The 26,858-nt window shown below is 68.4% G+C and carries 24 protein-coding genes, 1 tRNA gene and 1 pseudogene; 17 read left to right on the forward strand and 9 right to left on the reverse strand.

What is annotated here, in order from left to right:
* Positions 1–42 precede the first annotated feature (42 nt).
* Entirely contained in the window at positions 43–897 is an 855-nt protein-coding gene (locus ABZY13_RS01300; RefSeq protein ID WP_356626659.1) for an NAD(P)H-binding protein, read from the reverse strand.
* Positions 894–1,880 carry a ScbA/BarX family gamma-butyrolactone biosynthesis protein gene (locus ABZY13_RS01305; RefSeq protein WP_356626661.1) on the reverse strand — a complete coding sequence of 329 codons (987 nt, stop codon included), beginning with the start codon at positions 1,878–1,880 and terminating at the stop codon, positions 894–896. Before ABZY13_RS01305 ends, ABZY13_RS01300 begins: the two co-directional genes overlap by 4 nt.
* 124 nt (positions 1,881–2,004) lie before the next feature.
* On the opposite strand from ABZY13_RS01305, the gene ABZY13_RS01310 reads away from it, so the two are divergent.
* The 3 genes from ABZY13_RS01310 to ABZY13_RS01320 all read left to right on the forward strand — a co-directional run bounded on the left by ABZY13_RS01310 (position 2,005) and on the right by ABZY13_RS01320 (position 4,158).
* Positions 2,005–2,664: a ScbR family autoregulator-binding transcription factor gene (locus ABZY13_RS01310; protein ID WP_356626663.1), complete on the forward strand. Its 660-nt coding sequence runs from the start codon at positions 2,005–2,007 to the stop codon at positions 2,662–2,664.
* Between the two features lie 242 nt (positions 2,665–2,906).
* The gene (locus ABZY13_RS01315) at positions 2,907–3,395 is read left to right on the forward strand and encodes a MarR family transcriptional regulator (RefSeq protein ID WP_356626665.1); all 489 of its coding nucleotides are present in this window, start codon (positions 2,907–2,909) and stop codon (positions 3,393–3,395) included.
* Between the two features lie 91 nt (positions 3,396–3,486).
* Positions 3,487–4,158, forward strand: a complete 672-nt coding sequence (locus ABZY13_RS01320) for a helix-turn-helix domain-containing protein (RefSeq protein ID WP_356626666.1) — start codon at positions 3,487–3,489, stop codon at positions 4,156–4,158.
* Positions 4,159–4,411: 253 nt separating this feature from the next.
* Here ABZY13_RS01320 and ABZY13_RS01325 read toward each other — a convergent pair whose 3' ends face one another.
* Positions 4,412–5,050 (reverse strand): helix-turn-helix domain-containing protein, encoded by a 639-nt coding sequence (locus ABZY13_RS01325; RefSeq protein WP_356626668.1) that lies wholly within the window; start codon positions 5,048–5,050, stop codon positions 4,412–4,414.
* 105 nt (positions 5,051–5,155) lie between these two features.
* Here ABZY13_RS01325 and ABZY13_RS01330 point away from each other — a divergent pair, with 105 nt between their 5' ends.
* The 10 genes from ABZY13_RS01330 to ABZY13_RS01375 all read left to right on the forward strand — a co-directional run bounded on the left by ABZY13_RS01330 (position 5,156) and on the right by ABZY13_RS01375 (position 14,247).
* Complete coding sequence (locus tag ABZY13_RS01330; RefSeq protein ID WP_356626669.1) at positions 5,156–6,094, forward strand: DMT family transporter; 939 nt, start codon at positions 5,156–5,158, stop codon at positions 6,092–6,094.
* Between the two features lie 39 nt (positions 6,095–6,133).
* Positions 6,134–6,937 (forward strand): MBL fold metallo-hydrolase, encoded by an 804-nt coding sequence (locus ABZY13_RS01335; protein ID WP_356626671.1) that lies wholly within the window; start codon positions 6,134–6,136, stop codon positions 6,935–6,937.
* 156 nt (positions 6,938–7,093) lie between these two features.
* Entirely contained in the window at positions 7,094–7,786 is a 693-nt protein-coding gene (locus ABZY13_RS01340) for a DsbA family protein (protein ID WP_356626673.1), read from the forward strand.
* Positions 7,787–8,080: 294 nt separating this feature from the next.
* The gene (locus ABZY13_RS01345; RefSeq protein WP_356626674.1) at positions 8,081–9,292 is read left to right on the forward strand and encodes an aminotransferase class I/II-fold pyridoxal phosphate-dependent enzyme; all 1,212 of its coding nucleotides are present in this window, start codon (positions 8,081–8,083) and stop codon (positions 9,290–9,292) included.
* The gene (locus tag ABZY13_RS01350; RefSeq protein ID WP_356626676.1) at positions 9,282–9,779 is read left to right on the forward strand and encodes a DUF6190 family protein; all 498 of its coding nucleotides are present in this window, start codon (positions 9,282–9,284) and stop codon (positions 9,777–9,779) included. Before ABZY13_RS01345 ends, ABZY13_RS01350 begins: the two co-directional genes overlap by 11 nt.
* Before the next feature lie 11 nt (positions 9,780–9,790).
* Positions 9,791–10,579, forward strand: a complete 789-nt coding sequence (locus tag ABZY13_RS01355; protein ID WP_356626677.1) for a dihydrodipicolinate synthase family protein — start codon at positions 9,791–9,793, stop codon at positions 10,577–10,579.
* A complete protein-coding gene (locus ABZY13_RS01360) occupies positions 10,576–11,433 on the forward strand; it encodes an iron-containing redox enzyme family protein (protein WP_356626678.1) in 858 nt (285 codons plus the stop codon). The genes ABZY13_RS01355 and ABZY13_RS01360 overlap by 4 nt, the downstream gene beginning before the upstream one ends.
* Positions 11,433–11,843, forward strand: a complete 411-nt coding sequence (locus ABZY13_RS01365; protein ID WP_356626679.1) for a Rieske (2Fe-2S) protein — start codon at positions 11,433–11,435, stop codon at positions 11,841–11,843. The genes ABZY13_RS01360 and ABZY13_RS01365 overlap by 1 nt, the downstream gene beginning before the upstream one ends.
* Entirely contained in the window at positions 11,840–13,294 is a 1,455-nt protein-coding gene (locus ABZY13_RS01370) for a cytosine permease (RefSeq protein WP_356626681.1), read from the forward strand. Before ABZY13_RS01365 ends, ABZY13_RS01370 begins: the two co-directional genes overlap by 4 nt.
* Positions 13,291–14,247 carry a PDR/VanB family oxidoreductase gene (locus ABZY13_RS01375; protein WP_356626682.1) on the forward strand — a complete coding sequence of 319 codons (957 nt, stop codon included), beginning with the start codon at positions 13,291–13,293 and terminating at the stop codon, positions 14,245–14,247. Before ABZY13_RS01370 ends, ABZY13_RS01375 begins: the two co-directional genes overlap by 4 nt.
* Positions 14,248–14,352: 105 nt before the next feature.
* On the opposite strand, the gene ABZY13_RS01380 is transcribed toward ABZY13_RS01375, so the two are convergent.
* The 5 genes from ABZY13_RS01380 to ABZY13_RS01400 form a co-directional block, all read right to left on the reverse strand.
* Positions 14,353–15,327 (reverse strand): thiopeptide-type bacteriocin biosynthesis protein, encoded by a 975-nt coding sequence (locus ABZY13_RS01380; protein ID WP_356626684.1) that lies wholly within the window; start codon positions 15,325–15,327, stop codon positions 14,353–14,355.
* Entirely contained in the window at positions 15,309–16,520 is a 1,212-nt protein-coding gene (locus ABZY13_RS01385; protein ID WP_356626685.1) for a lanthionine synthetase C family protein, read from the reverse strand. Before ABZY13_RS01385 ends, ABZY13_RS01380 begins: the two co-directional genes overlap by 19 nt.
* Positions 16,517–19,567 (reverse strand): lantibiotic dehydratase, encoded by a 3,051-nt coding sequence (locus tag ABZY13_RS01390; RefSeq protein WP_356626686.1) that lies wholly within the window; start codon positions 19,565–19,567, stop codon positions 16,517–16,519. Before ABZY13_RS01390 ends, ABZY13_RS01385 begins: the two co-directional genes overlap by 4 nt.
* 87 nt (positions 19,568–19,654) lie before the next feature.
* Complete coding sequence (locus ABZY13_RS01395) at positions 19,655–19,852, reverse strand: FxLD family lanthipeptide (protein ID WP_356626688.1); 198 nt, start codon at positions 19,850–19,852, stop codon at positions 19,655–19,657.
* Positions 19,853–19,913: 61 nt separating this feature from the next.
* Positions 19,914–20,348, reverse strand: coding sequence for a hypothetical protein (locus ABZY13_RS01400; protein WP_356626820.1), 435 nt, complete (start codon positions 20,346–20,348; stop codon positions 19,914–19,916).
* Between the two features lie 9 nt (positions 20,349–20,357).
* On the opposite strand from ABZY13_RS01400, the pseudogene ABZY13_RS01405 reads away from it, so the two are divergent.
* The 3 genes and pseudogenes from ABZY13_RS01405 to ABZY13_RS01415 form a co-directional block, all read left to right on the forward strand.
* Positions 20,358–20,750 (forward strand): annotated as a pseudogene (locus tag ABZY13_RS01405) (HAD hydrolase-like protein); the annotation flags it as partial.
* A 362-nt stretch (positions 20,751–21,112) separates the two neighbouring features.
* Positions 21,113–23,218 (forward strand): helix-turn-helix transcriptional regulator, encoded by a 2,106-nt coding sequence (locus ABZY13_RS01410; protein ID WP_356626689.1) that lies wholly within the window; start codon positions 21,113–21,115, stop codon positions 23,216–23,218.
* Positions 23,219–23,591: 373 nt separating this feature from the next.
* Complete coding sequence (locus ABZY13_RS01415) at positions 23,592–24,656, forward strand: DNA methyltransferase (protein WP_356626691.1); 1,065 nt, start codon at positions 23,592–23,594, stop codon at positions 24,654–24,656.
* 50 nt (positions 24,657–24,706) lie between these two features.
* On the opposite strand, the gene ABZY13_RS01420 is transcribed toward ABZY13_RS01415, so the two are convergent.
* On the reverse strand, positions 24,707–25,678 hold the full coding sequence (locus ABZY13_RS01420) for a hypothetical protein (protein WP_356626692.1): 972 nt from the start codon (positions 25,676–25,678) through the stop codon (positions 24,707–24,709).
* Positions 25,679–26,658: 980 nt separating this feature from the next.
* Between ABZY13_RS01420 and ABZY13_RS01425 the strand changes: the two genes are divergently transcribed.
* Positions 26,659–26,749 (forward strand) — tRNA-Ser (locus ABZY13_RS01425).
* Positions 26,750–26,858: the final 109 nt, after the last annotated feature.

Consider the following 26,858-nt stretch of genomic DNA (forward strand, 5'->3'; position numbering starts at 1 on the left):
GGGTGCGGCGGGCGTCCCGGTCGCCGGACGGTCACGGCGGGCTCAGCGGAAGGCCTCCGCATGGTCGCGCGCCCACTGCCGGAAGGCGCCCGGCCCGCGCCCGACGACCTCCTCGAACGTCCCGCTGACGTCCGCCTTGCGGCCCGCCGCCAGCCGTTCGGCGCTGCGCAGCAACGCCTCGGCCACGACCGGCGGACAGCGGCGCAGCAACGCCGCCCGCGCCTGATCCACTGTCAGTTCCTCGAACTTCAGCGGCCGGCCCAGCGCCTCGCCGAGCTGCTCCGTCTGTTCCACCGCGGTGACCGCCTCCGGTCCGGTGAGCGCGTAGGCGCGGCCCTCGTGCCCCGGCCCGGTCAGCGCGCGCACCGCCGCCTCGGCGACGTCCCGCGGGTCGATCACCGAGTGCGGGGCGTCCCCGTACAGCGCCCGCACCACGCCCGCGGCCCGCACGGACTCGGCCCAGGAGAGCGTGTTGGACATGAACGCCCGCGGCCGCAGGAAGGTCCAGTCGAGGCCCGAGGCGCGGATGACGTCCTCGTTCTCCCGCTGCCTGCGGGTGATGAAGTCGTCCGCGTCCGGGTCGCCGACCGCGTACGCCGACAGCTTCACCACGTGCCGCAGGCCGACGGCCACCGCGGCCTCGGTGAACCGGGCGTCGTCGGGCTCCGTGGGGTGGTTGGTCACCAGGAAGGCGGCCCGTGCCCCTTCCAGCGCCCGGCGCAGCGCCTCACCGTCGCCGTAGTGCCCGCGCACCACCTCGGTACGGCCCTCGGCGAGGCCCTCGACGGGGCCGAGCCGGTCGGGGCTGCGGACGAAGAGCCGGACGGGGTGCTCCCGCGCGAGCAGGCGGGCCACCGTACGGCCGACCGTCCCGGTCGCACCGGTGACGACGATCACCGGGCCGTCCCGTCGTCGGCGTCCCCGGCCGCGGCCGTGAGCGAGCAGTGGAAGACGGTCTCGTCGTCCTGCGTGCCGGTGACCTCGACCCGGTCGGCGTCCGGGGCGTGTGCCGCCGTGCGCCGCGCCGTCACGAGGCAGGGGCTGTCGAACTCCGCGTACCGCTCGAACTCGATGCGGCCGGCGGTGGGGACGAACGGCCGCGGGGCCGACAGCGCGGCGCCGGCCTGCCGCGCGGCCTCCAGCAGGAGCATGCCGGGCACATGGTCGTTGGGCCGCTGGAAGAGGGTGGGGTGGTTGACGTCGACGCGCAGCCGCCAGGCGTCCGGCCGCGGGTCCGGCGACAGGACGACGTCGCCGGGGCGGGTGCGGCCCACGGACCCGGCGGGCGTGACGGGGTCGAGGAGTTCGGGGACCACGGGGTCCTCCAGCCGGGCCCGGCGTATTCGGTCGTACACGCCCGGGCTGATCAGTCCTATGCGTCCGGTGGCCCCGCCGACCCGGTGGCCCCGCTGCCAGGCCGACATCCGGCTGTGCAGCGAGACGAGCCGGCCCGCGCGGACCTTCAGGTCGTGGAAGGTGAGGTCGACGGCCAGCCGGGCGGGCCCGGCCGTGGTCCGCAGCCGCCGGGCGTCGCAGTCGAACTCCAGGGTGTTGAGCAGGAAATGATGGCCGAGCGGCACCGCGTACGCGCCGTGCGCGACCACCAGCACGCACTGCCGCATGGCCTCGACGAACAGCAGGGGGTCCACGCTGCCCGCGCCGACCGGGGGATAGAAGGGGTGGTCGGACGGCAGTTCCACGCTCACCCGGAACCGGTCCTCGGCCGTTCTTGTCCACAGTCTCGGGAACACGTCGGCGGCTCTGGCCCGGTGTGCCGACTCCTTGGTCACCACCCGCACCGGATGCAGGTCCTTCCAGCCGCGGCCGCGCGGGTGCGCGGAGGACGCCGTCGGGCCGTCCACACCGGATCGTAAGAGCATGACTGTGCCACCTCACTCAGTAGGGGAGCCAGTACGGGAAAAATGCCCCGCTATACGCCGATTGGGCGCTGGTAACATACTCGGGTGCCGGTTTGTCTCTCAACACGATTGGGGCCAGGAGCGGATGGCCATCCAGGAGCGTGCGATTCGCACCCGACGGAGAATCCTGGAAGCGGCCGCCAGCGTCTTCGTCGAGCAGGGCTACCAGGCCGCGACGATCACTGAGATCCTGGCCCTTGCGGGGCTCACCAAGGGCTCGCTCTACTTCCATTTCAAGTCGAAGGAGGAGCTCGCCCAGGCCGTCCTGGACGCCCAGACCGACTTCGTGGTCCGGCCGCAGCGACTCAAGCTCCAGGAACTGGCCGACGTCGGCATGCTGCTCGCCCACCGCCTGCAGACCGACCCGCTGGTGCGGGCCAGCGTCCACCTCACGCTCCAGCAGCACGCCGCGCATCTCCAGCACCACTTGTCCTTTCGCACCTGGAGCGATCAGAACCGGCAACTGCTGCAACTGGCCCAGGACCGCGGCGAAGTGCTCTCGCACGTCGACATCGACGAGGTGGCGCAGCTCCTCGTCGGCGCCTTCGCCGGCGTGCAGGCGATGTCCCAGGCTCTGAGCGACTACCGCGACCTCCCCCAGCGCCTGAGCGTCCTCCTGCGGCATGTGTTCCCCAGTATCGCCGCGCCCTCGGTCCTGGTTCAGCTCCAGCTCGGCCCCGACCGCAGCGCCCTGGTGGCCGAGTGGTGCCCGGCGACCGTCCTCTCCGACGAGGGTCCTTCATGAAAAGCTTTCTTGTGAGATAGTAACCGTCACGGGTTGGGCATTCAACCGACCGTGACGTCCCGGCCGCACGTCCCGTTGGGGCGGGGCCGGGCAACGGGCCGCGGCCCCGGCAATCCCTGTCTCCTGTCCGCCGGAGCCGCGCCCGTGGCCGACCGCCGCCGTGTTCCCGGCGGCGCGGTGCTGGAGTGAGTCGCGCGGTTCACCGCGCGACGGCGCTGTTCTCGTGGCGCGGAAGGAGAGAGATGGACAACCCCGCCCCGGCCGGACACACGGTCCCTCTGACCCGGCTGGCCCGGAAGGCCGCCCGCCTGGCCCAGGTGGTCAACGCGGCCGCCCGGACCGCCGCGTCCGACGCCGGCCTGACGAGTGCCGACGCGGACGTGCTGCTGGCCCTCTTCGACACCCCGGACCACCGGCTGCGGCCGACCACCCTCTCCGCGGCCTGCGGGCTGTCCTCCGGCGGCACCAGCAACGTCATCCTCCGGCTGGCGCAGGCGGGGTACGTCAACCGGGAGGCGAACATCCACGACGGCCGCAGCACCTGGGTGCAGCTCACCCCCGAGGGCGAGGCGCTCGCCCGGGCGGTGCTGGAGGCCGCCACGGCGGAGCACGCCCGGCTCCACGACCGGCTGCCCGACGACACCGTGACCGCCCTCGAACAGCTCCTCGACACCGTCCTGCACCACATCGAGGGCCGGGGCGCGCGGCCCGCCGGCGCACCGCCGCCGTGAACCGCCGCCCGAGCACAGCCGCACGTTCCACTCACTGAGATGCGACTCACTGAGAAAACAGGCCAGTCGGCGACTCGACGGGGAGGAAGTCTTGGCGATCCAGCAGCGAGCCGAACGCACGAAGGAAATCGTCCTGCGGGCCGCGGCCAAGGCGTTCGACGCGGACGGCTACGAGCGGACGTCGCTGAGCCGCATCAGCGAACGGGCCAAGGTGACGACGGGCGCCGTCGTCTTCCACTTCGGCACGAAGGCGAACCTGGCCGAGGCGGTCGTCCAGCGGGCCCGGGAGGTGACCCGCAGGGCCGTCGAGGCGGCGGCGACCGGGAAACCGACGGCCATGCACAAACTGATGGCCGTCACCCGCATCCTCATCGACCTCCTGGAGAGCGACCCCGTGGTCCGGGCCGCCGAGCGGCTCTCCCGCGAACTGACCTGGCAGGGCGTCCAGGAGGAGAAGTGCCCGTGGCGCCGTGAGGTGGCCCGCCTGTCCCGGGCCGTGGACGCCGAGGGCCTGCTCCGCCCCGGCATCGACGCGATGGCGCTGGCCGCCCTGGTCAGCTACGTCGTCAGCGGCGTCGAACTGGCCATGCGCCGTCCCCGGCTGCCCGCCGACGAACCCTGGCTGGGCGAGGCGGGGGCACTGGACGGAGCCGCGGCGCACGTACGGCTGGAACGGATCTGGGAGCTGGTGCTCCCCGCGCTGGAACCGACGGCGGAGCGGGGCGGGCGCCCGCGGTCGGGGGTGGGCTTCCCGGCGGCGTAGGGGGCGTGCCGGCGCCCGGCGTCGCCGGGCGGAGGGGAGTGGGGGTGCCGGGGCCGGAGCGTGCCGGCGTCGGGGTGCCGGAGGGGAGTTGGGGGCGCCGGTGTCGGAGCGTGCCGGCGTCGGGGGTGTGCCGGCGTAAGGGCGGGGACGGGCGGGCGCCGGCTTCGGGTGCCCGCGTCGGAGCGGGCGGGCGGGGCACGGACGGGGTGGGGCGCTGAGGGGGCGCTGAGGGCGCGGGGCGCGCGGGGGCGGCTCAGCCCCGGTCCAGCAGCCGCCGCGCCAGCAGGGACAACGACTCCGCGATCCGCTCGTGGGGGATGCCCAGGGTGTCGCGCTGGTGCGCGTAGAGCTCCGGGGCCAGCGGGCCCAGGGCGACGTCGGCGAGGGCGTCGGGGTCGGGCACGCCGCCGGCCCGGAGCAGGGTGCGCACATGCAGGCGCCAGAAGGCGTAGGCGCCGGTGGTGTAGCGGGCCGGGCCGGTCTCCGCGCCCAGGGCGAGCGGCAGGTGCCGGCGGAGCAGGTTCAGCATGGCGATGTAGAAGGCCGCCAGGCGCTCGGCCGGGGGCGCGCCCGGCCCCAGGGGCGGCGGGCCGTAGATCATCTGGCCCTGCAGGCGCCGTTCGTGCTCGTCGAGGAGGGCGGTGGCGACGGCCGACCGGTCGGGGAAGCTGCGGTAGAGCGTCGCCCGTCCGACCCCCGCGGCCTTGGCGATCTGATCCATCGTGATGGTGCGCGGGTCGCGCTCGCTGAAGAGCAGTTCGGCGGCGGACAGGATCTGGGCGCGGTTGCGCACGGCGTCGGCGCGCTGGCGCGGTGGCGCGGCGGCCTGGAGGTCGCGCAGGTCGCCGAGGGGGACGACGGGCGGGGCCGGGATCTCGTCGCCGTTGCTCATGGCATTCACCTTACTTCGATCCGATTAAGTGGACACCTTGTCCACTTGAGCGCCCTGCGGCTATCTTAAGTGAGACTGCTGTCCACTTGAGAGTGGGAGACAACGATGAACGCCGCGCTGCTCGCCGCAGCCCTCCTGATCGGTTGCCTACTGGCCGTCCAGGCGTCGGTGAACCTGCAACTGAACAAGGCCGTCGGTACGCCGTACGGCGCCTCCACGGTCCAACTGGGCGTCGCCACGGGCCTGCTGGTGGTACTCGCGGCCGTCACGGGCACCCTCGGCGCCCTCGGGAAGCTCCCCGACGTCGAGTGGTGGCACCTGCTCGGCGGCCTGGCCAGCCCCCTCTACATCACCAGCGGCATCCTGCTCTTCCCCCGCCTGGGAGCGCTGGCCGCCGTCGGACTGTTCGTCACCGGGCAGATGTTCTCCTCCCTGGTCCTGGACCTGGGCGGGCTGTTCGGCCTGGAGCAGCGGAGCCTGAGCCCCGGCATCGCCCTGGGCGGTCTCGCCGTGCTCGCCGGCATCGTCGTGATCATCAAGGGGCAGAAGGCCAGCGCCCCGCCCGGCGCGCCGCACATGTCCGGCGCCGGCCGCGTCGGCTGGATCGTCCTGGGTCTCGTCGCCGGCGGTGTGCTCCCCGTGCAGGGCGCGGTGAACGCCAAGCTCCGGGGCGGGCTCGACGCCCCCATCACGGTCGCCGCGTTCAGCTTCGCCGTCGCGACGCTCACCATCGCCGTCGTCCTGCTGGTGCTGCGCGTCACCGGCAGGACCCCCAAGCCGCAGCTGGCGCCGCTGAAGTCCATGCCGTGGTGGGGCTGGCTCGGCGGAGCCTGCGCCGCCGGCTACGTCACCGGCACCTTCCTGCTCATCCCCGAGATCGGCGCCGCCGTCACGGTCGCGCTGACGGTGACCGGACAGCAGCTGACGTCGGCCCTGATCGACCACCGCGGCCTGTTCCGCCTGCCGACCCGCCTGCTGACCACGCCCCGGCTGTCCGGACTCGGCCTGCTGATCGCCGGATCGCTGGCCATCCAGCTCGTGTGACCCGCACCCGCCCGCCGTTGCCGACAGGAGGCCGACCCGATGCTCGAGACCTATACGGCAGGACCCGAACTGCACGTCCTGCCCTCCGAGTTACCCATACCCGACCTCGGCCTCCAGCCGGTCAACGCCTATCTGCTGCGGGGCGAGCAGCCGATGCTGGTGGACTCGGGCATGCCCGTCGACCGGGCGGGATTCGAAGAGGCCCTGTGGTCCCTGGTCGATCCGGAGGACCTGCGGTGGGTCGTCATCACCCACGACGACCGTGACCACACCGGGAGCCTGCCGGCCCTTCTCGACCGCGCTCCCGGCGCGAAGTTCATCATGAACGCGATATCGCTCACCCGGCTGTCCGAGGAGTTCGACATTCCCGCGGACCGGGTGGTGACGGTCAATCCCGGAAGCCGGATAACCATCGGGGACCGGCGGCTGGAATTCTTCCGCCCGCCCACGTTCGACTCACCGGGAACCCTCGCGATGTTCGACCACCGCGACGGGACGCTTTTCAGCTCCGACAGCTTCGGCACCGTACTGCCGAAAAACGTGCAACATGTCGGCGACGCCGAGGTGAAGGAATTCTTCGAGGGTTTCGACGTGCTCAACCGGGCGATCGCCCCGTGGACGGCGCTGGTCGACGCGGAGAAGTTCGACCGGAACGTCCGCGCCGTGTCCGCCCTGTCCGCCGCCCGCCTGCTGTCGGCCCACGGCCCGACCGTGGAGGGGTCCATGGTCGACGCCCTGATGCAGGCCATGTCCCGCATACCGAGGCTGCCGGCCTGGCTGCCGGGCGCGGACGTCGACCTGGAGGCGGTCCTGGACGCCCACGGGACGGCGACGACCGCCTGATCCGCCGCGACCCCCGACGCCCTCACCTCGACGACCCGCCTCCAGCACCACCACCCCCATCCACCACCCCCATCCACCACCCCCGTCCACCACCCACCACCACGACCCGCCGGGCCCGCACACCCAGCCCCGCCCTTCACACACCATGGAGCCTCCGTGACCGACACGACCCTCACCCCGCCGCCCGGCGTCATCACCGTCTACTCCGACATCTGGTGCTCCTTCGCGCACATCGCGATCCACCGCCTGCACGCCACCCGCAAGCGCCTCGGCCTGGAGAGCCAGGTCAGCTTCGACCTGCGGGCCTTCCCGCTGGAGCTGCTCAACGACGCGCCCAGCCCGCGCCCCGGAACCGACAGCGAGGTCGGCCGCATGGCGAGCCTGGAGCCCGAGGCCGGCTGGCAGCTGTGGCAGAGCAAGGACTGGCTGTACCCGTCGACGATGCTGCCGGCGCTGGAGGCCATCCAGGCCGCCAAGGAGCAGTCGGCGACCGCCGCCGAGCAGCTCGACCTCGGCCTGCGCAAGGCGTTCTGGGCCGAGTCCCGCTGCGTCAGCCACCGCAAGGTCATCCTGGACGTCGCCGAGGAGACCGGCGCCGTCGACGTGGACGCGCTGGCCGAGGCCCTGGACGACGGCCGGGCCCGCCGCGCCCTCATGGACCAGGCCGCCGACTCCCGCACGGACCGCGTCAACTGCAGCCCGCACCTGTTCCTGTCCGACGGCAGCGACTACGCCAACCCCGGGATCGAGGTGCGCTGGGAGGGCTCGTACGGCATCGGATTCCCGGTGATCGAGTCCGACGACCCCAAGATCTTCGAGGACATCCTTTTGCGGGCGGCCACCGAGTAACGTCCGGACCTCCGGCGCGCCGCAGGCGGCCGGGAACTCCCCTGGGGAGCTCCCGGCCGCCTTTTTTCGCGCATTCAGAAAATCACCGCGATTATCTTTCCCCGGAAAACGTCACCACCATTATTTTGTCCCCGAAAACATCACGGTGATTACCGCTTTGGTAATGGTCGCGTGATTCAGGGCGCCGTGTTTTGTCGGTAGCGTTTCACCTGTGTTTCGGAGCCGCCGAAAAGGCATCGGCCTTCGGTCGGCCGGCCCGGAGCTTCCCCGGAAAATGACGCAGGGAGAATTGTCATGCCCGAGAGCGCGATCAACGACGCCCCGTCCGTGAACGGTTCCGAGAAGGCGGACGTCAGCGCCTTCGTCGACCTGACCCAGCACGAGATCGAGGCGCTGAAGACCCGGTACAACCTCGCCGACGCCCACACCCACCAGCGGCAGTCGCCCAGCCAGGACGCGATCGTGGCCCGGCTGCCCGAGCTGTGGTACGAGTCGGAGTCCAAGCAGCAGGCGCACTTCGAGGCCAAGTTCCTCGACGCCTTCTTCCGCCTGCACCGCCAGCCCACCGCCCGCGAGATGGGCCGCACCCTCCTGTCGTACTCCGCCAGCGTCTCCACCATGGTCGCCGGCATGTACCTCAAGAAGCAGGGGATGTCGGTCTCGCTGGTCGAACCGTGCTTCGACAACCTCGTCGACCTGCTGCGCAACATGCAGGTGCCCATATCGCCGCTGCCCGAGCAGGCGCTGCACGAGACGGACAAGATCTACGAGCGCCTCGCGCAGCACGTCACCACCGACGCGATCTACCTCGTCGACCCCAACAACCCCACCGGCTTCACCCTCCTGGCCCAGAAGCTGGAGGGCTTCCGCGAGGTCGTGCGCTACTGCGTCGACCACCGGAAGGTCCTGGTCATGGACTTCTGCTTCGCCTCGTTCGCGCTGTGCGACGACGCGATCGGGCGGGTGGACATCTACCAGCTGCTGGAGGAGTCCGGCGTTACCTACATGGTGATGGAGGACACCGGCAAGACCTGGCCGATCCAGGACGCCAAGTGCGCCATGATCACCGCCAGCCGGGACATCCAGGAGGACGTCTACAACCTCCACACCAGCGTGCTCCTCAACGTCTCGCCGTTCGTCCTCAACATGGTCACCCAGTACGTCGAGGACTCCATCGCCGACGGCTTCGCCTCCGTGCGGGACGTCATCACCACCAACGGCAAGGCCGCGCGCGAGGCCATGCGGGGCACCATCCTCGAGTTCCAGGAGCCGGTGGTGAACACCTCCGTCGCCTGGTTCAAGATCCTCGCCGAGGACGTCACCGCCACCGAACTGCAGGCCGTGCTCTTCGACGAGGAGGTCTACGTCCTGCCGGGCACGTTCTTCTACTGGAACTCCCCGGAGCGCGGCGAGCGTTACGTCCGGCTGGCGCTGGCCCGCGAGCCGGAGATGTTCGCCGGCGCCATGGACCGGCTGCGGAAGGTGCTCGAGCGCTATGCCGGCTGACCGCGTCTTCATCGACGCCACGCTGTTCATGGGCATGCACAGCAGCGACGACTCCGTCCGCCGCGCCTGCAAGGGCTTCTTCGCCGCCCGCATCGGCGAGAAGGTCACGATGAGCTGGGAGCAGGTCGGCCGCTGCGACGACCTCGTGTGGGGCTACAGCCGCGAGGTGCAGGACGCCTACTACCCCTTCATGGACGTCCTCCACACCGACATGGCCATCGACCGCGTCGGCTACACCGAGGAGGACACCCGCCGCGCCTTCACCACGAAGGAACTGGACGGCCTCCCCGCCCACGAACGGCTGCTGCTCGCCCAGGTCCTGTCCCACTCCGGCGTGCTGTACACGGCGAGCCCCCGCCTCACCGGCCGCACCGACCTCCCGGTCGCCGACCTGCGGACCGCCCCCGCCGAGGACGCCTTCCCCGACCACCTCGAACGGCTGTACAAGGACTCCCTGGTACTGACCGTCGCCTCCGACTCGCTGTGAGGACCCCGGCCATGTATTCCGGAACGATAGTTCCCCTGATCACCCCCATGCGGGACGACGGCGCCGTCGACCAGGACAGCGCCGCCCGCCTCATCGACAGCGTCCGCCACGAGGTCAACGCCCTCATGCCGGCCCTGACCTCCGGCGAGGGCTGGAAACTCGACGAGCGCCAGTGGACGGACATGGTCGACTGCACCGTCCGCCACTCCGGCGCCCTCCCGGTGCTGGCCGGCATCCAGCTCCCCGAGACCGGCCAGGTCGTCCGACGCGCCCTGCGCGCCGTGGAACTGGGCGTCGACGCCGTCGTGGTCACCACCCCGTTCGGCAAGGACGTCACCCAGGACGACATCGTCGAGCACTACCGCACCCTGCGCGCCGCCACCGACGTGCCGATCTTCCTCTACAACGAGGAGGCGCTGTCCGGCAACCGCATCGAGTACGACACCCTGCTGGTCCTGTGCGAACTCCCCGGCATCGTCGGCATCAAGGAGTCCAGCGGCGACGCGGCCTTCACCCGCAAACTCGCCGAGGCCGCCACCGGCGTCCCCGTCTTCGAGGGCTGGGAGAACCTGATCACCGCCGCCACCGGCATCGACGGCTTCATCGGCCCGCTCGCCAACCTGGAGCCGGCCCTGTGCAACGCGGTGCTCGTCGACCCCAGCCCCGACCGCCAGGCCGAGGTCGACGCCGTCTGCGAGCGCTACGGCGTCTTCAAGGACGACTGGTACCGCTGGGTCAAGCGGGAACTGCACGCGCGGGGCGTCATCGCCGACCCGGCCGTCCACGAGGAGCTGCGGTGAACCCGGCCACCGTCGTCGCCAACGTGCGGCGCGGCAAGCAGCGCCGCGAACAGGCCCAGCGCGAACTGTACGAGCTGTACCGGCAGGTGCCCGACGCCGAGGGCTACGCCGCCATGCTCGACATCGAGGAGCAGTGGATCCTCCCGCTGGCCCGCGGCTTCGAGACCGAGGCGCCCGAGTTCTCCTCCACCGGCGACCTCCTCCAGGCGCTCAAGGAGTTCCTCGCCGCGGAGGAGGCCGAGGTCTCGGCCAACGAGACCTTCCTCGCCGACGAGGCGACGCTGGAGCAGTTCAAGGTCGTGGTGCGGGAGTTCGCCCTCGACGGCCTGACCGAGTCCGAGTCCCTGCTGCCCGTGGTGCCCAGGCTGCCGTACCGCTCCGGCATGGCGGTCTTCCGGGTCCTGATCGACGAACTCGGCTGCGGCAACGACGACAAGTCCCACTCCCAGCTCTACCGCAACCTCCTGGAGGAGCTGGGCATGAGCACCGACGTCGAGGACTACCTCGACGTCACCGGCCCGGAGAGCTACGCCTACGTCAACATGTTCCACTGGCTGGCCTCCCGCGCCCCGTCCCCGCAGTACTTCCTGGGCGCCTACGGCTACTTCGAGGCCAGCGTGCTCTACGGCTTCCAGAGCTTCGCCCGCGCCGCCAGGCGGCTCGGCATCAAGCAGGACGCGTACTACACCGAGCACCTCTACATCGACTCGTACCACAGCAACCACATGCGCACCGCCATCCGCTCCCTGGACGACCCGGACCTGCCGAAGATCTGGGCCGGCGTGCGGCTCGCCAGCCTCATCGTCGGCAGCGCCACCGAGGCGGCCATCGACCGGGCACGGGAGGTGTCCTGATGGACACCGAGTGCTCGGTGCGGGAGATCAGCGAGGACCTGGTCCTCGTCGAGGTCGCGGGCCGCAAGTTCCTGGCCGCCGCGCGGTGCCCGCACCGGCAGGGCAAGCTCAAGTACGCCCACGTCGACGGGAACCGGCTGCGCATCAAGTGCCCCTTGCACTACTCGACGTTCGACCTGACCAGCGGCGAACGCACGTCGGGGCCGGCGTGCGATCCGCTGCGGATCGTGGACAGCCTGCCGGGCGGGAGCGTGGCGGCAGCGAGTCTGCCGGACGGTGGCCGCGGGGGCGTGACGGGCGTGAATCCGCCGGACGGCGGCCCGCGCGGTGATGACGGTGGCGAGGGTCTTCCGGCCGGCCGGGGCGTCGCACCCGGCAGCGGCCCCGACACGGGACGGGACGCCTCATGAGCACCCTGAGCGAAGGGGCGGCGCCGACCTCGGCGCCGCCCCGCCCGGCCCCCGCCGAGGCGGACGGCATCGCCCCCGTACCCGACGCGGAACGCACCTCCACCCCGGCCGAGTTCGGCTGGATCTGGCCCTCCGCCCAGTTCTCCTTCGGCACCGTGGTGCTGGGCGCGCTGCCCGTGGTGTTCGGCCTGGGCTGGTGGGACGCGTTCACGTCCATCCTGGTCGGCACGGCGGTCGGCACCCTCCTGCTGGCCCCGCTCGCCCGCCTGGGCGCCCGCACCGGCACCAACGACCCGATATCGTCCGGCGCCCACTTCGGCGTACGCGGCAGGCTGATCGGCAACCTCATCACCATCGTGACCGCGCTGGGGTTCTTCTCCATCGCCGTGTGGACCGGCGGCACGGCCGTCATGGTCGCCGCCCACCGCCTGGTCTCCACGCCGACGGGGCCGGGCGCGCTGACCGTCGCCATGTTCGTCACGGCGGTGGCGGTGGCCGTCGTCGCGGTGCGCGGGCACGACCTGCTGGTGCGCACGTACCGCGTCACCGCGGTGATCGGCGCGGTGGTGCTGGCCGGCACGGTCCTGGTCCTCGCCCCGAAGTTCGACGCCGGCTACGCGGGCGGGACCCACATCCTGTCCAGCCCGCTGCACACCTGGCTGCTGGCGGCGACCGCCTCGGCGACCGTGCCCCTGTCCTACGCCACCTTCCAGGGCGACTACACCCGCTACATGCCCGCCGGCACGCCACCGGGCAGGCTGGTGCGGTACTCGGGCGGGGCGATGTTCGTCAGCACCCTGGCCGCCCTGAGCGCGGGCGCGTACGTGACCACCGTGTTCGCCGGCCCCGACACCCCCTGGCTCCAAGGGCTCACCGACGAGGTCCCCGGCTGGTTCGCCGCGGTCGTCGTGGTCTTCGGGTTCGCCGGCACGCTCCCGCAGGGTGCCCTGTGCCTGTACGCCGCGGGCCTCTCGGCCAACTCCATGGTGTGGCGCGCGCCCCGCGCCGCGGTGACGGCCGTGGTCGCGGTGCTGGCGGGGATCGTGCTGTACCTGGGCGCGGTGCGCCACGACGCCATGGACTCCATGGGCGCGTTCGTGACCCTGCTGCTGACGGTGATCGCCCCGTGGGCCGCCGTCCTCACGGTCGGCCACCACCTGCACGCAGGCCGCTACCACTCCGAGGACCTGCGGTCCTTCACCACGGGCGGGGGAGGCCGCTACTGGTACACGCAGGGCTTCAACCCCCGTGCCCTGGCAGCCTTCGTCACGGGCTCGGCGGTCGGCATCCTGTGGGTCAACAACCCGCTGTACGTCGGCCCGCTGACCGACCTGACCGACGGCGTCGACCTCAGCCTGCCCGTCTCCTTCGCCCTGGCGGCAGCGGTGTACGCCGCGCTGTGCCGCGTATGGCCCGAACCCGCCACGACGCCGGAAGCGTCCCGACGATGACGGAACTGACACTCCTGGTCCGAGAGACGGTCCACGAGGCGGACGGCGTCCTGGGGGTCGTCCTCACCGACCCCCGGGGCGCGGACCTGCCGCCCTGGACCCCCGGCGCCCACCTGGAAGTGCGCCTCCCGTCCGGCCGGATACGCCACTACTCCCTCACCGGCGACCCGGAGGACCGCACGACCTACCGCCTGGGCGTCCTGCGCGAGCGGAACGGCAGAGGAGGATCCGAAGAGATCCACACGACGCAACTGCCCGGCACCCTGCTGACCGCGAAACCCCCGGTCAACCGCTTCCCTCTCACCCCCGCCGACCACTACCTCTTCATAGCGGGCGGCATAGGCATCACCCCGATCCTCCCCATGATCCGCCGGACGGCGGCCACCGCCACCCCCTGGACCCTCCTGTACGGCGGCCGCACCCTCTCCTCGATGGCGTACCGCCGGGAACTGAGGGCGCTGGCCGGCGAGGACCCCGGCAGGGTGACGATCGTCCCCCAGGACACCCAGGGCCTGCTGGACCTCGACCGGGCCCTGAAGGCCGTCCCCGCCACGACGGCCGTCTACTGCTGCGGCCCGCCACCGCTGATCGAGGCGGTACGGGAACGCTGCGCCCGCATCCTGCCGGCCGGCACCCTGCACGTCGAACGCTTCACGGCCCCCGACACGGAACCCCGCCCGCCCACCGGCGAGTTCGAGGTGGAACTCCGCCGCACGGGCAAGGTCCTCCACGTCCCGCCCGGCCGCACCCTCCTGGACGTCGTCCGCGAGGCGATCCCGACGGTGGCCTACTCCTGCGAGGAGGGCATGTGCGGCACCTGCGAGACCAAGGTCCTCGCCGGAGTCCCGGAACACCACGACACCGTCCTGACGGAGGAGGAGAGGAGATCGGGCACGACGATGATGATCTGCGTGGGCCGGGCGAAGACGAGCCGGCTGGTGCTGGACCTGTGACCGGGGCCGGGGCGGGGCCGGGCCGGCTCACCAGGTCGAGGGGGAGGCTCGCCAGTACCCGCCCTCCCAACGACCGTCTCGCGGACACGAACAGCTCTATGACTGTCACGATCCATCTGCCTCGGGTGGATGAAGGACCGCCGCCCGGGCGGCGTGGGCCAGGACGCTCTGGGTGTGGGCGCCGAGGCCGAGACGGTTCCAGTGGAAGATCACGTGGTAGGCGATGACATGGCGCAGACCGCGTTCAAGGGCCCCGTCGCGGGACGCGGTACCGAGTGCGGCGCCCGCATCCCGGAACGCCGCGACCCATGCGGCGACTGGCTGAAGCGCCCGGTCGGACCGGAGCAGTGGGCCGGTGGGGCTGGTGTTCGCGAGCAACAAGGGCATGAGCCGGTCCACCAGCGCCGTGACCTTGCCCGAGGCTGTCCCGACGGGCAGGGGACGGTCGAGCGCGACCCGGTGCCAGACATCCCCCTGCTCGTACCACTCCAGTCCTGCGGCGCGCATGAGTGCGGTGCACAGCAGGACGGACAGTTCTCGACGGCCGAGAGCGCCTTGAGGGGCGGTCAGCACAGCACGACTGTCGGCGCAGAACAGGTCATGGGCGATCGCCATGCTGGTGGTGCCGCCGAACGCAGCCGTCTCGGGCTCGTACGTGCCGGTCCACCAGGTGAGAAGGCCGGCTGCCGTGAGTTCGTCCAGGACATCGGTGACGGCGGAGGGTATCCGTTCTGCGGGAGCGGAGGGCAGGACGCGCACGCGCCAACAGGGGTACTTGCGGATGAACCACCAGCCGGTGAGCCGACCGTCCGCCACGGCCAGGTCCAGGACGGGAGCCAGATGGGAGCCGACCGTCTGTTCCGCCCCGCCCCAGTCGGTGAATTTCATATACAGCTGTTGCCACGCGGGCGGTCCCACCTGCCGGGCCAGGGCTCGCTGTCCCGCCTGCTGGTAGACGGCGGTCGCGGCGGCCAGGTCGGCGGGCTCCAAACCGGCCCGGGCTGCGGCTGATTCCAAGGGAGTTCCCGCGAGGATGTCCCGGACGGCACGGACGGTGGTCGTCAGTCGATCAGCAGACATGCATCCCATCCTGAGGCGGGGGCAGCGTCACGGGCTGCTGTGATCAGGGCCAGCCCTGCGCCCGCGTCACCGAGCAGCAACCTCGGATCACCGATGGCAGGGGCTGAGGTACATCGGCGCAGACCCTCGGCGAGACGCGGCAGAACCGCGCGCAGGGTAAGGGCTGCGCTGTCGTGGGCCGCGCGCCAGGTGGTCTGGTAGACCCCGGCCCAGCCGTGACACAGGCTGCCGTCGGTGAGCCGGGCCAGTTGTCGCGGGTCGGTGAGGCACTGGACCATGGCGTCCTCGTACTCGTGCTGCCGTACGGCGTCATGCAGCGCCTTGGCGGCAGCCTGCCCGGCGCGGGCGATGCCCGGAGTTCCGTAGCACCAGCTGGGTCTGCCCGGGCCTGACTGGCGGGGGCGGCCGGTGCGCAGATCGTCGAGCGTGAGGTGCTGGGGCCACCAGGGTCCGGCCGGTGCGTCCTGACGCCACTGCTCCAGCCAGGCCAGGACGGCATGCACGGCCTCCTCCTGGCCGTCCACAGTGACGCCGAGGCGCAGGGCCCGGGACATCAGCAGCAGGGGACCGGTGATGCCGTGCGCCACCCCCAGGTTGGCGTGGCCGCCGTGGAAGTCCGAGGTGTGGCGGAGGCCGGGGTCGTGGCCGACCCACCAACCCGGCACCCGGCCGAGCAGGTCGTCGTGGACGGGGCGAGTCAGGGTGACGAGGTGGGCGAGCACCCGCTCAAGGGCGGAGTTGCCCGGGTGATGGCGCAAGAGGTGCGCGCCGATCCCCGTCAGCCCGTGGAAGACGTCGTACTCGTGGAAGGCGGGTCGCTCACCGCCCCGTAGCCGGTCGGTGGCGGCATCGACGCGACGGTGTGCGAGGGCGGTGACGTGCTTGTCGACGACGGACAGGGCCTGTTGGTAATGGGACGAGTCCGGGTAGGCGGCGCAGCCGAGGACGAAGGCGACGGCCGACGCCCCCAGGAAGAGGCCGCCGGTGTAGGAGACGCTGACGGGGGTGCGGGTGGCGGCCTTGATCCAGGCGTGGGCCTGGGACCAGGCGCCCTGCCCGGTGAGAGCGCGTTCGATGTGGAGCAGGGCCGTGCCCACCGGTCCCTCGGACAGGGACTGGCCGAGCCAGGACTTGTCCGACGGCAGCGAAGCGGGACGGGCCAGGCGGCGGGAGATCGTGTCGGCGTTCGTCACGACCGCCTGCCGTGGGGATGCGGGGCGCAGGCCCGGGCGAGTCGGCCGGTGATGCGCTGCTGGTCCGGGTCGTCGGGCAGAGTGCGGATCCGGTGTTCGTGCAGCAGCGACCCGAGCACCCGGCCCTTGTCCTGGTGTTCGAGGTGTCGGCGGTAGGCCGTCAGGGCGGTGGCACGGGTGTGCCAAGCGGTGGAGACGCTCACGCCCGTGGGCAGTTCGGCCAGGCCCTCCGGGTTCGTCAGGGCGACGGTCCGACGAGTCAGGGGTCGGCCCAGCGGTCCCGGCTCGCGCGGCAGCGTGTGCCTCAGCCAGTCGCCGGCCTCCGCCCAGTCGCCGGTGAACCGCACCGCCAGGTCGACCATGCTGGCGGCGGTCAGGGCCTGTGCCGTGGGGACGTCGTCTGCGGCGGCGTGGATCTGCGCCACGGCGGCCGCCGAGTCCGCGGCGAACACGGCGTGGGCCGCGTCGAGCGCGGGGCCGTGGCCGTAGTGGCCGGTGTGCGGACGGTACGGGACCAGCTCCAGGCCGCTCACCAGGTGCTGCTGGGTGAGGTCGGCCGCCCAGCCCTGGATGATGACCGCGCCCAGTCCGTGGTCGTCGGGATCGGTGAGGTCCAAGTACAGCGCCAAGTGCCCGCCGTTGTCGGGACGGTCGTGGTCGCGGTGCCGTCGGAACCACCAACGCGGTGGTCGGGGGAACCGGGTGATCAGGTCCTCCACGTGTGAGGTGAGGATCTGGTTGAACCGCAGTGGGTGGGCGCGCAACCGAGCGTGCAGGACTGCCGGGTGTTCCTCACCGCGGGGTGTCGTGCGGAGGACGGGTGCAAGCGGCGGCTTGGGTCCGCCGGACACCGTCTCGCTGTGGGCAAGGGGGATGAGGAGTTCGTGGGGCCGCCCGATCCAGGCTCGGTCCTGCGGCCCGAAGGTCTCGCGGAGCTCCACTAGGCCGACGCGATCAAGGCAGGACCGCAGCAGCGCGCGTTCGAGGTGCCGGGTCAGATCCACCGGGAGCTGCTGGTCGTTCTCCACCAGGGCGAACCGGTCGGGTACGCGGAGCCGGTCACACCACTGGTCGAAGGCCTTGTTCCAGGCGGTCATCGACGCCGAACGAGCGGGCAGCCCGTCGGCGGAGAGCAGCCAGCGGGCGGCACGCAGAATGGTCCGCCGGTACCGGACGCGAGGGAGATAGGGCAGGGTCGAAGAGGCCCCGAAGGCGAAGGACTTGTAAGCGGCGGTGCGTGCGGTGGTGATCTCGGCGAGGAACCGGGCCAGCGGCGGCGTGTGGACAGATGCTTCGAGGGCGTGGGGAACACGGGGTTCGACGTGCTGGCCGGTCGAGACGCGTACCAGGTGGAAGTGGTCCGCGTCGGCGGTTACGGCGAGGTCGTCCAAGGGGATGACTCCGGGCCCAGGTGTCGGGTGTTCCGCCAGGGGGATGGTGTGAGGCAGCAGTTGGGGGACGCGGGCCACGTTCTCGTTGCGGCGGCGACGCGGACCGAACGACAGCTGCGCCGGCACCGCGTCGGGGGTGGCGGTCGCGTAGCTGTCGCTGAGCGCGGCCCGGTCGTCGTGCGACAGCAGGTGGGCGAACCGGCCGAGCATGCTGCTGCCGGGTCTGGGCGCTCCGGTGACGAGCAGTCGGTAGTCGCCGCGTCGGACGGCGTCCGGGGTGGGAGCGAGGATCTCGACGGCGATCTCGGCCCGTGGCGCGGTCCGGAGGGGACCGGCGTGATCGGCGGTCAGCTCGGCGATGTGTTCCCGGGTGAGGAGGAGTTCGGTGCGGCCGGCCAGTGACGCTTCCTGGAGGAGGCGTTGCATCACCTCATCCCGCCGGGTCCACTGGTAGGAAGCGCGGGAGCGGTCGGATCCGAGGTACCCAGCGGGGTAGCCGAGTCCGCTGTCGGAGGTGAGTTCCAGCACGGGTACGGCCGCTCCGGCCCCGTACCGGTCGAGGAACCGCCGGTGGTAGTCGCGCCACTGCGGATAGCCGTACGGATGCGGCGACAACTGGGCCATGATCTGGGCTGCTTCGGCGGCCTCGGTCAGCAGGGCCTCTGGGATGTCTGCGGCGCAACGCAGAGCGGTGTCGACCCGCACGGGAGTGGGGGCGATGCGGCTGACGGGGTGCATCGCTTGGACGAGGCGGGAGTCGGCGGCCCAGGGAACGGTGACGGCGGGCCGGTCGATCAGGCCGTGGATTCCGCTGAGCTGTGCGGCCAGGGCCCCGATGCCGGGCAAAGTGGCCGCATCCGCTAGCTCCAGCTGCGCGCACACGTGATCAAGGGGGTCGGCTTCGGTCATGGGCGGCCAGAGGCTGCTGATCAACACGTGCTGGTCGACCAGGTCGGCGATGAGCTGTTCGAGCCGGGCCGGACGGGCAGTGGGGAACCGGTCCGCGAGCAGGGCCAGGAGGTCACTGCATCGGATCGGGCCTCGGGCCGCGTCCAGGGTCGCGGCCACGGGCAGGGTGTGGCGGACGGACACCTCGACAGGCGCGTAACCGCTGGTGCGTCCCGTGGTCGGCTTACCAGTGACGACATGCCGGTCTCCGCGCCGATGGCCGGTGTTGTTTGCCACGACGGTCAGCCGGGCCAGCAGTGCCCGGTCGGCTTCGAGCTGGGTGATGACCTCGGCCAGCCAGTCGGCATCGGGGCGCAGGCATGTGCGGTAGCCGGCCTGCCAGTCGATGCGGGGTTCGTCGGCAGGCCGGGCGGGAGCGCTTCCTGCGAACACTCCGAACGGAGTGGGCCGGTGATTCCAGCGCAGCAGATACGCGCCGACGGACTGGACGGCGCGGCGGATGCGACGCCCCTCGGTCAGCGTGCCGTCCAGGATCGCGGTGACCCGCCCGCAGAGGACGGGACTGGCGACGGCGACAGCCTCGGGCAATGGGTCGCGCCAGACCTGGGACAGCCACTGCCGTCCCTCAGCGGCGATGTCGTCGGTGTGCGGGTCGATGTCGGGGACGGGGATGGGTCGTGGTGCGGTCGACGCCCGCAGCAGAAGGGCGGGCTGCCACTGGTAGGTGCTGGATGATCGGTGTGCCATGGGCTCCCCCGTGGGTGGGCGCGGCTACAGGCGCCGCCGGGGCGTCGGCCGGCACGCGGCGCCGGCCCCGGCGGCGAAGGGGACTGTCTAGGCGGCGTCCTCGATCGAGGAGACGCAGGAGCTGGCCCCGTTGGCACAGGTGTCACCGCAGCCGTCGCTGGTCGCGCAGTTGAACGCGGCCAGCCCGGTTTCGCTGATGACGACCTGGACGTCGAGGTCGAACTCGTCGTCCGTCAGTGCGGTCCGATCCGGCCCGGTCACGGCGTCGAGTACGGCAGCAGTCATGTGATCACTCTCCTGGTGAGATCGAAGGGGATGGTGCAGGGCAACCCGGCCCGCTGGTCCGTCAAGGGACGGCGGGCCAGGAGATCGAGATCCGGCGGTGGCGTTTGTCGATGACCCGCTCGCCGGAGATCAGCTCGTCAGGGGTGCCTGCCGGATGAACGGCGATGGCCGGACCGGGGCCGCGGCGGTGTTCCTTGCCCCAGGTACGGACGGCGTCGGCCAGCCGGTACGCGGCCCCCTCGCCGTCGGGGCCGAAGGCGTGAACGCCGAACTCGGCGCTCTTCCGGTCGTCGCTGCGGCGCACCACGACGTAGGCGAGGTTCGGGCCGTCGACCGCGACGAGGGAAAAGTTCAGACGGGTGGGGCCGATCTTGCCAGTTGCCAGCTCCGGATCGATGAACATGTTGCAGTACCCGGGGACCATCGTCGCGACGTACATCTGCAGGCCGCCGACGGACTCGTTACCGGCGACGCCGACACCGGTCCAGGTCTCCACACGGCGGGGCCCGAACTGATCCCAACGGTCGTCACAGGCAACCTGCGAGGCAGCGCGGAAACCAAGCTAGAAACCCTGGGACTGGCCGAACACCTGGACCTGACCATCGGCGGCTACGCGTCGGACAACTCCCACCGGCCGGCCCTCGTGCGAGTGGCCCAACAACGAGCCAGCACCCGCTACGGCCAGACCTTCACCCGCCGCTCGACCGTGATCATCGGCGACTCCCTGGAAGACGTCCGCACGGGGCGGGAAGGTGGCGCGAGCGTCATTGCCGTGGCGTCAGGTACTACGTCGGCTGGGGAGCTTGCGGCGGCTGGGGCGGATCACGTTGTTGCTGATCTGACTGGTGGTGGGCGGGTGCTTGATCTGATCGGGCAATATGCTGCTCTGTCTGCTTGAACGAGGCACGGCTCTGCGTCTCTGCGGTTCAGCTCTCTGATTGCAACGCCCGGGCGTTGGGCCTTGGCCAACGGCTCCGGAGGGCGCGTGTGTCTCTAGCATCTTCGCTGATCAGGGGACCAAAAGAGCGCATTTGACGACGCTCCGTCCACGCATAGTCCATGACTTATCCTCATGTCGCGCTCGATATGCGGAGGTGGGGCTTGCCGGCCAATCGGCATGAAGCTATCCCGGGGAGTTGCACGTCACGGCTTGCTGCCCGGACGGCGGCGCATCACCCCTCTTCCAAGGCACAGTTGACGCCACCGCAACGTTGCTGCAAGCTTGCGCCATCGTCAGTGTCGGAGGGGGCCTTACCGATCATGCATGGCTTTACTGGAGTCCAGCTAGGCCATCGACTCGCCCAACTGCGCGAGCGCGCTGGAATGAAGCAAGCCGAACTCGCGCGCGAGGTCACGTGGAGTCAGGCAGTGCTCTCGCGCGTCGAGGCAGGCGAGCGCTCAGTCTCGGGAGACGAGCTCGAAATTCTTCTGAAATCCATCGGTACTGTGGAGGCAGCCGAGCTAGCGACTGTTCTCGCACGAGAGTGGCAGCATCTGCCAACACCAGCACTAGATCACCCGGACCATCACTTGCTCTGGCGTGCCGAGGAGATGACGGCCGCTTTGGTCGAGGCGGGGTCCTCTCCTGAGGTGCCGCCCGCGTTTCGGGCGAGGTTGGAAGAGTACCAAAAGGAAATTTTGGGACTGGCGAACCAACTATTTCGGCGTGACCACCAAATTGCTTTTATCGGTAGCATCGGTATCGGAAAATCTACGGTGATTTGTCGCGCGACGAGCCTCGAGACTTGCGACCCACAGGGGCGCACGGAGCCCGTACTCGAGACGGGCGCTGGTGGAAGCACGCTCTGTGAAGTCCATCTGAACCGCGGACCGAGATACGGGATAATTGTCGAGCCGCGGAGCCACGATGACATTTGGTCAGATGTGGAGGACTTTGTTGATCAAATCAGGCAGGCGGGTCAGCATGCACGCGACGAAGATGGTAGGTCGTCGGTTCCACGTGAGATGGAACGAGCTATCCGGAACATGGCCGGCCTCACACAAAAGCGCAGCAAAAATGAGGACGGAAAGCTCGTAACCAGGGATCCGGCCAAAGAATTGACTGAGGCACTTCCGCAAAGGCGCGATCTTGTAGTCGAAGTGCTGACTCGCATGGGATTGCATCGCCGTGATCGACGAGACGAGTGGCACGGCCCGGAGCTCACTGAAGCCCCTTTGGACTGGATGCGATCTACCTTCGCGCGGATTAATAACGGACGACATCCAGACTTTTCTCTGCCAGCGCGGATCGATCTTGTCGTGCCTGAAGTTTTGGAGATCGACGATCTCAAGGTTAGCATTGTTGATACCCGTGGAATCGATCAACCTTCGGCCCGAGGTGATCTCGAGGAGCTATTGGAAGATCCACACACGGTAGCAATTCTGTGCTCCGGGTTCAACGACGCCCCGTCGGAGTCCGTGCAGCATCTCCTCAAGCGGGCGCGCGAAATCGACAACAAGCAGATCGAACTCAACGCCGGTCTTCTTGTCCTAGCTCGCCCTGACGAAGCATTGGCCGTTAAGGATGAGCTCGGATTCCAAGTCGAGACAAAAGAGGACGGATACGAGCTCAAGAATGAGCAGGTTCGCAATGCCCTCACGCCGTACCGGCTCGATGAACTTCCTTGCTTCTTCTTCAACTCACGTGAAGACGAGCCTGAAGACCTTCGCACCTTCCTTCGAGATCGCGTAATGCAGACACGAGTCCGGTTCCAGCGTCAGTTGGATGATGTGTTGTGCCGGACGCAGTCCCTTCTGGACAACGCCGAACGGGAGCAGGTCCAAGCGGTTCAGCGGGACGCCGGGAGACACCTTGCCAGCTGGATGAGCCAACATGCAAGGCCCCCTCAAACTACCGGGCATATCCACGACACGCTTCTGGAAGAAATCGAGCGCGTACATGCTAGTACGGTTAACGCGGCCGTACGTAGGGAAGGGGAATGGCGCTCGCTGAGCTACACGCACCAACTCGGCCACGGAATGCGAAAAGCTGCAGTGGTGGCCCTGCAAGGGTGGGTCACTGAGTTCGACGGCATGTGTGGTGCTCTGTCTCACTCCATGCCCGAGGCAAAGGAGCTGTTGTCTCAGGCACGCCAGCTCATGTCCAAGGCCTACGATGATCTGTTGCGAAAAGTCCAGCTTGCCGGCCTTACCTACTATCGAGATCAGCTCCGTGAGGATTCGGCATTTTGGAGTGACAATGTCGACGAGTGGGGTCGGGGGCCGGGGTATCTTCACCGTGTCTTGCGTCGAAACCGCGAATGGTTTCAACAACCGCAACGACGCGATATCGAAACTCAACTCAACGTTGTGCTTGAGCGCGAGTGGAGCACAGCACTAAAGCGAGTAGAAGCTATCTTCGAGTAGACACAGGATGGCTCTGCCGCATATCCCTTGCGCAAGCTAGGGTGACTGTCAATGGTGGTCAGGGGCGAGCTCGTGAGGCTGCCCCTGACCGCCATTTTCCGGTCCGTTCAGATACCAGCGTGGAGCTCCGCCGATAGAACTGCTTGACCTTTACTGGAGCGTCCTATTGCGTCGGGTATCGTAGAGTTCCGCTGGATGGGCTGTATACGCGCTGTCATCTCTGCGATGAACTGACCGCTTGGCTGGGATGCTCACGACTTGCAAGGTAATGAGCGCCCACTCTAAGTGTGGTATTGTCTACCGGGTTAGATGCCGGTTGACTAGATGACGAGTGACCTCCTTGCCGGCCTCGTTAAACTGCGAGGGAGAGTTTATGCCAAAGCCCCCGTTCACTTTTCATCGCGGCAATGCCTTGGAAGCTTATGACAAGTGGGACATTCCAACCACTATCATTAGTGACGGCGCATACGGCGTACGAGGTTTCCACGGAGACACGACGGGGCCAGAAGGGCTCGTCGAGTGGTACCGCCCTCACGTGGAGGCATGGTCAGCGGCCTCTAGCCCCGCCACCACCCTTTGGTTCTGGAACACAGAGGTCGGCTGGGCCACGGTCCACCCACTCCTGGTGGATAATGGGTGGGATTACGTACAACTGATCACATGGGATAAGGGTGTTGCACATATCGCTGGCAATGTCAACGGTAAGACCATCCGACGATTTCCTGTAGTGACCGAAGTGTGTGCGCTTTACCAACGACGTTTTGAAATCTCGACGGATGTTGAAACAATGTCCGTAAAGAAGTGGCTGAGGGCGGAGTGGCGTCGAGCGGGACTCGCCCTAAGCAAAGCAAATGAGGCGTGTGAGGTGAAGAACGCCGCCACCCGTAAGTATCTTACCCAGGATTGGCTCTGGTATTGGCCTCCGGGGGAAATGCTGGAGAAGTTGGCCGCCTACGCGGAGCTGCACGGTGCCAAAACCGATCGACCTTACTACAGTCTCGATGGTGAACGCCCCGTATCGGCGAAAGAGTGGGATGCGCTTCGTTATAAGTGGCACCATCGACATGGCTACACTAACGTTTGGGCTCGGGGTCCGCTGCACGACAATGAGCGGCTGAAAGGGACTTTGCGACGTGCAGCCCCTCGCGTTTATAAGCCAACTAAAGGTTCAGCAGCGCATCTAAACCAGAAGCCGCTCGAATTCATGGAGCGAATTGTATCCGCTGTTACCGATCCGGACGATGTTGTATGGGAGCCATTTGGGGGCCTGGCCTCTGCATCCGTGGCGGCTGTTGCCCTTGGTCGTCGGGCCTTCGTTGCTGAGATTGACGAGGGCTTCCAGGAGTTGGCGCACGAACGACTGAGCATCGCCGCTGAAAGCGCGGATCCTGAGAGAGAAGAGGAAGCCGTGGAGGGCTTTACCGAAAACGATGCCTGAGCGTTGCTTTGATGATCCCTGCACCCACACGTTCAGGTGCAGGGATTCTCTTACTCCTCGCTATCCAGCAGATCGCAGATTTCTTGAATCAAACTGGCGACACGCTCAGCTTTCTCGCGGGAAACGCGTGCACGGTGGACGCTCAGCTCCTCTGCTATGGCAGCATGGACGGCATCGGCATCCGATGAGTCGCTGTGGCGAGCAAAAAAGGTCACCCAGTCGCGGATAGGGATACCTAGGGCGTCTTGGGATCGTGCCTCAGCAATGAATGTGTCCATCAAGCCCTTGACTCGTGCAAGGCGCCCAAAATTTTTACCCCCGTCCGAGTCTGGAACGTCTGAAATCTGCTGATCCTTGGTGGGGTATGGGCGTGCGTTTGGTGGGCTTGTGATTCCAACCATCCCATTCTTGGCCCGCCGGATATACATCCACCAGTAATTTCGATACTCGGCCGCCCATTTGGCGGGGACTACCCAGGGGTCTCTTGCAACCGGTGTACCTGACGTCACGTTGCTAAAGTGCCAAGGCACGACGCAGAGTAGGTCATGGTCCGCGCACGAATGTGGCGTACTCGAAAAGCGGAAGGTCGGGACACCTTCTTTGCTAAATAGGTACCACCCTTTTAGTTCGATACCAAGGGCAATGTCGGTATTTGCTCCGATGCGCTGAATGAGCCGGACATCCGGAAATGTCTGTGATTGTCGCTCGAATCTATAACCTTGCCATTCCTGTTTCGGGTCCCAAAGCTCGCGCAGACGGTTAAGAGTCGCAACGACCTGGACCTCGATGCTCGCTCCTAGGAGCGTGTTCGCATTCTGTAGGTCAGTGGCATCCACCCCCTCAATTGTTGTGTCGAACTTGAAGTAAGAAGGCATGGCCTGCAGGGTTTCAATGACTCGCTGACGCAGAGAGGTCAGCGGGTCATTTGGGTCGAGCTGCGGTGCTTTGGGCGCGGCTGGCGCGTTGGAGACTGCTTCGCTTAGTGCTTCGGCCAGTGCCGGATCCGATGTCGGCTCGCTCACGTCCGCCTCTCTCAAAAGTCGTGATCATCGAGCCCGTACAGAATAGGCCAGCTACTTGGCTTCGGCGTGAGTGATCCGCTGATGTGGTTAGAGGGTCGACTATGAATAGATAGTATATGTGTTGTTATGCGTGGAATGACCGTTCTGTGCGTGAGTCAACCTCCACTACTGATGCGACCGAGTCGAAGCCGTAGTCGTCGAGTCAAAGCTTTGCCGACCGTCGGGGGACTTTGGTATGCGGGCGGGGCGGGAGCAGCGCACCGTCCGCGACTACCCGCGTGTCTTCGCCCCCCTCACCGCGTCGAGCTTGGGGCCACTCCATGACCGACCTGGCTGATGTGTGTGCTGTGGCGAAAATAATTAGTGGCTTTCTCAGCGATTGGTGCCGGTGGATCGTGGTATGAAGACGGCCGCGCGGGTTCTTGACGTGTGGACACCAAGCAGGCCCGCGCGGCCACGGTTCATCCTGCCGTGGGTCGGCTCTCACGCCAACTCTTCGGTGAGTTGCTCGAATACTCTCGCCACGACGGTAGGACCTTTCCAGGTGTAGCAGGCATGCAGCGAGGAACTTGGCGGCGGTAGCTGGCCGGGCTGGTCCGAAAGCTTCCTGCCAGTCGTTACGACCTAGGGTGTCGGTGGCCATGGCCCGCCTGCGCCTGGCTGAGCTTTCGCCAACCCGCCACGCAGCGGGCGCTGCCGGCGCGTGTAGCCGGGCGATGAAAGGACGCCGGGCTCCGAGCAACACGGCGGCGCAGACCCTCGGCGTGCCGGGACCGGCTATCCGCTGTACGAGCTCGGTTGACCTTTTGCCCTCGTTACGCACCCCAAGACGGTAGGCCATGGTGCCTTGCTCACCGGGCCTGATCGACGGGGTGGCTTTGACCTGCGACCCGACTGTTGAGTATCGTGTGCTGACATTGGTGGCAGCGTGTTCGCGTGTGCCACCATGTACATGCAGCAGCCGTGTCGGCGGTTGCGCTGGAGGCGTCGCCTAGTCCGGTCTATGGCGCCGCACTGCTAATGCGGTTTGGGCCTTAAAGCCCATCGAGGGTTCAAATCCCTCCGCCTCCGCTTTGTTGTTCAGAGAGTTCGTGCATCTGGGCTTGAGCTCCCTGGTAAGGATTTGGTGCCGTGGGTGGCTTCTCGCCGCGCTCGTCGATCAGCGTGACGCGTGTCTGAG

It is taken from the genome of Streptomyces sp. NPDC006610, assembly GCF_040611575.1.
Classification (GTDB): domain Bacteria; phylum Actinomycetota; class Actinomycetes; order Streptomycetales; family Streptomycetaceae; genus Streptomyces.

Coding starts and splice junctions, on each gene's coding strand:
- ABZY13_RS01345 (WP_356626674.1), top strand. CDS start 8,081: ATGCCCGAGAGCGCGATCAACGACGCCCCGTCCGTGAACGGTTCCGAG.
- ABZY13_RS01370 (WP_356626681.1), top strand. CDS start 11,840: ATGAGCACCCTGAGCGAAGGGGCGGCGCCGACCTCGGCGCCGCCCCGC.
- ABZY13_RS01390 (WP_356626686.1), bottom strand. CDS start 19,567: ATGGCACACCGATCATCCAGCACCTACCAGTGGCAGCCCGCCCTTCTG.
- ABZY13_RS01365 (WP_356626679.1), top strand. CDS start 11,433: ATGGACACCGAGTGCTCGGTGCGGGAGATCAGCGAGGACCTGGTCCTC.
- ABZY13_RS01375 (WP_356626682.1), top strand. CDS start 13,291: ATGACGGAACTGACACTCCTGGTCCGAGAGACGGTCCACGAGGCGGAC.
- ABZY13_RS01350 (WP_356626676.1), top strand. CDS start 9,282: ATGCCGGCTGACCGCGTCTTCATCGACGCCACGCTGTTCATGGGCATG.
- ABZY13_RS01305 (WP_356626661.1), bottom strand. CDS start 1,880: ATGCTCTTACGATCCGGTGTGGACGGCCCGACGGCGTCCTCCGCGCAC.
- ABZY13_RS01410 (WP_356626689.1), top strand. CDS start 21,113: ATGCATGGCTTTACTGGAGTCCAGCTAGGCCATCGACTCGCCCAACTG.
- ABZY13_RS01355 (WP_356626677.1), top strand. CDS start 9,791: ATGTATTCCGGAACGATAGTTCCCCTGATCACCCCCATGCGGGACGAC.
- ABZY13_RS01415 (WP_356626691.1), top strand. CDS start 23,592: ATGCCAAAGCCCCCGTTCACTTTTCATCGCGGCAATGCCTTGGAAGCT.
- ABZY13_RS01380 (WP_356626684.1), bottom strand. CDS start 15,327: ATGTCTGCTGATCGACTGACGACCACCGTCCGTGCCGTCCGGGACATC.
- ABZY13_RS01335 (WP_356626671.1), top strand. CDS start 6,134: ATGCTCGAGACCTATACGGCAGGACCCGAACTGCACGTCCTGCCCTCC.
- ABZY13_RS01330 (WP_356626669.1), top strand. CDS start 5,156: ATGAACGCCGCGCTGCTCGCCGCAGCCCTCCTGATCGGTTGCCTACTG.
- ABZY13_RS01325 (WP_356626668.1), bottom strand. CDS start 5,050: ATGAGCAACGGCGACGAGATCCCGGCCCCGCCCGTCGTCCCCCTCGGC.
- ABZY13_RS01395 (WP_356626688.1), bottom strand. CDS start 19,852: ATGACTGCTGCCGTACTCGACGCCGTGACCGGGCCGGATCGGACCGCA.
- ABZY13_RS01315 (WP_356626665.1), top strand. CDS start 2,907: ATGGACAACCCCGCCCCGGCCGGACACACGGTCCCTCTGACCCGGCTG.
- ABZY13_RS01310 (WP_356626663.1), top strand. CDS start 2,005: ATGGCCATCCAGGAGCGTGCGATTCGCACCCGACGGAGAATCCTGGAA.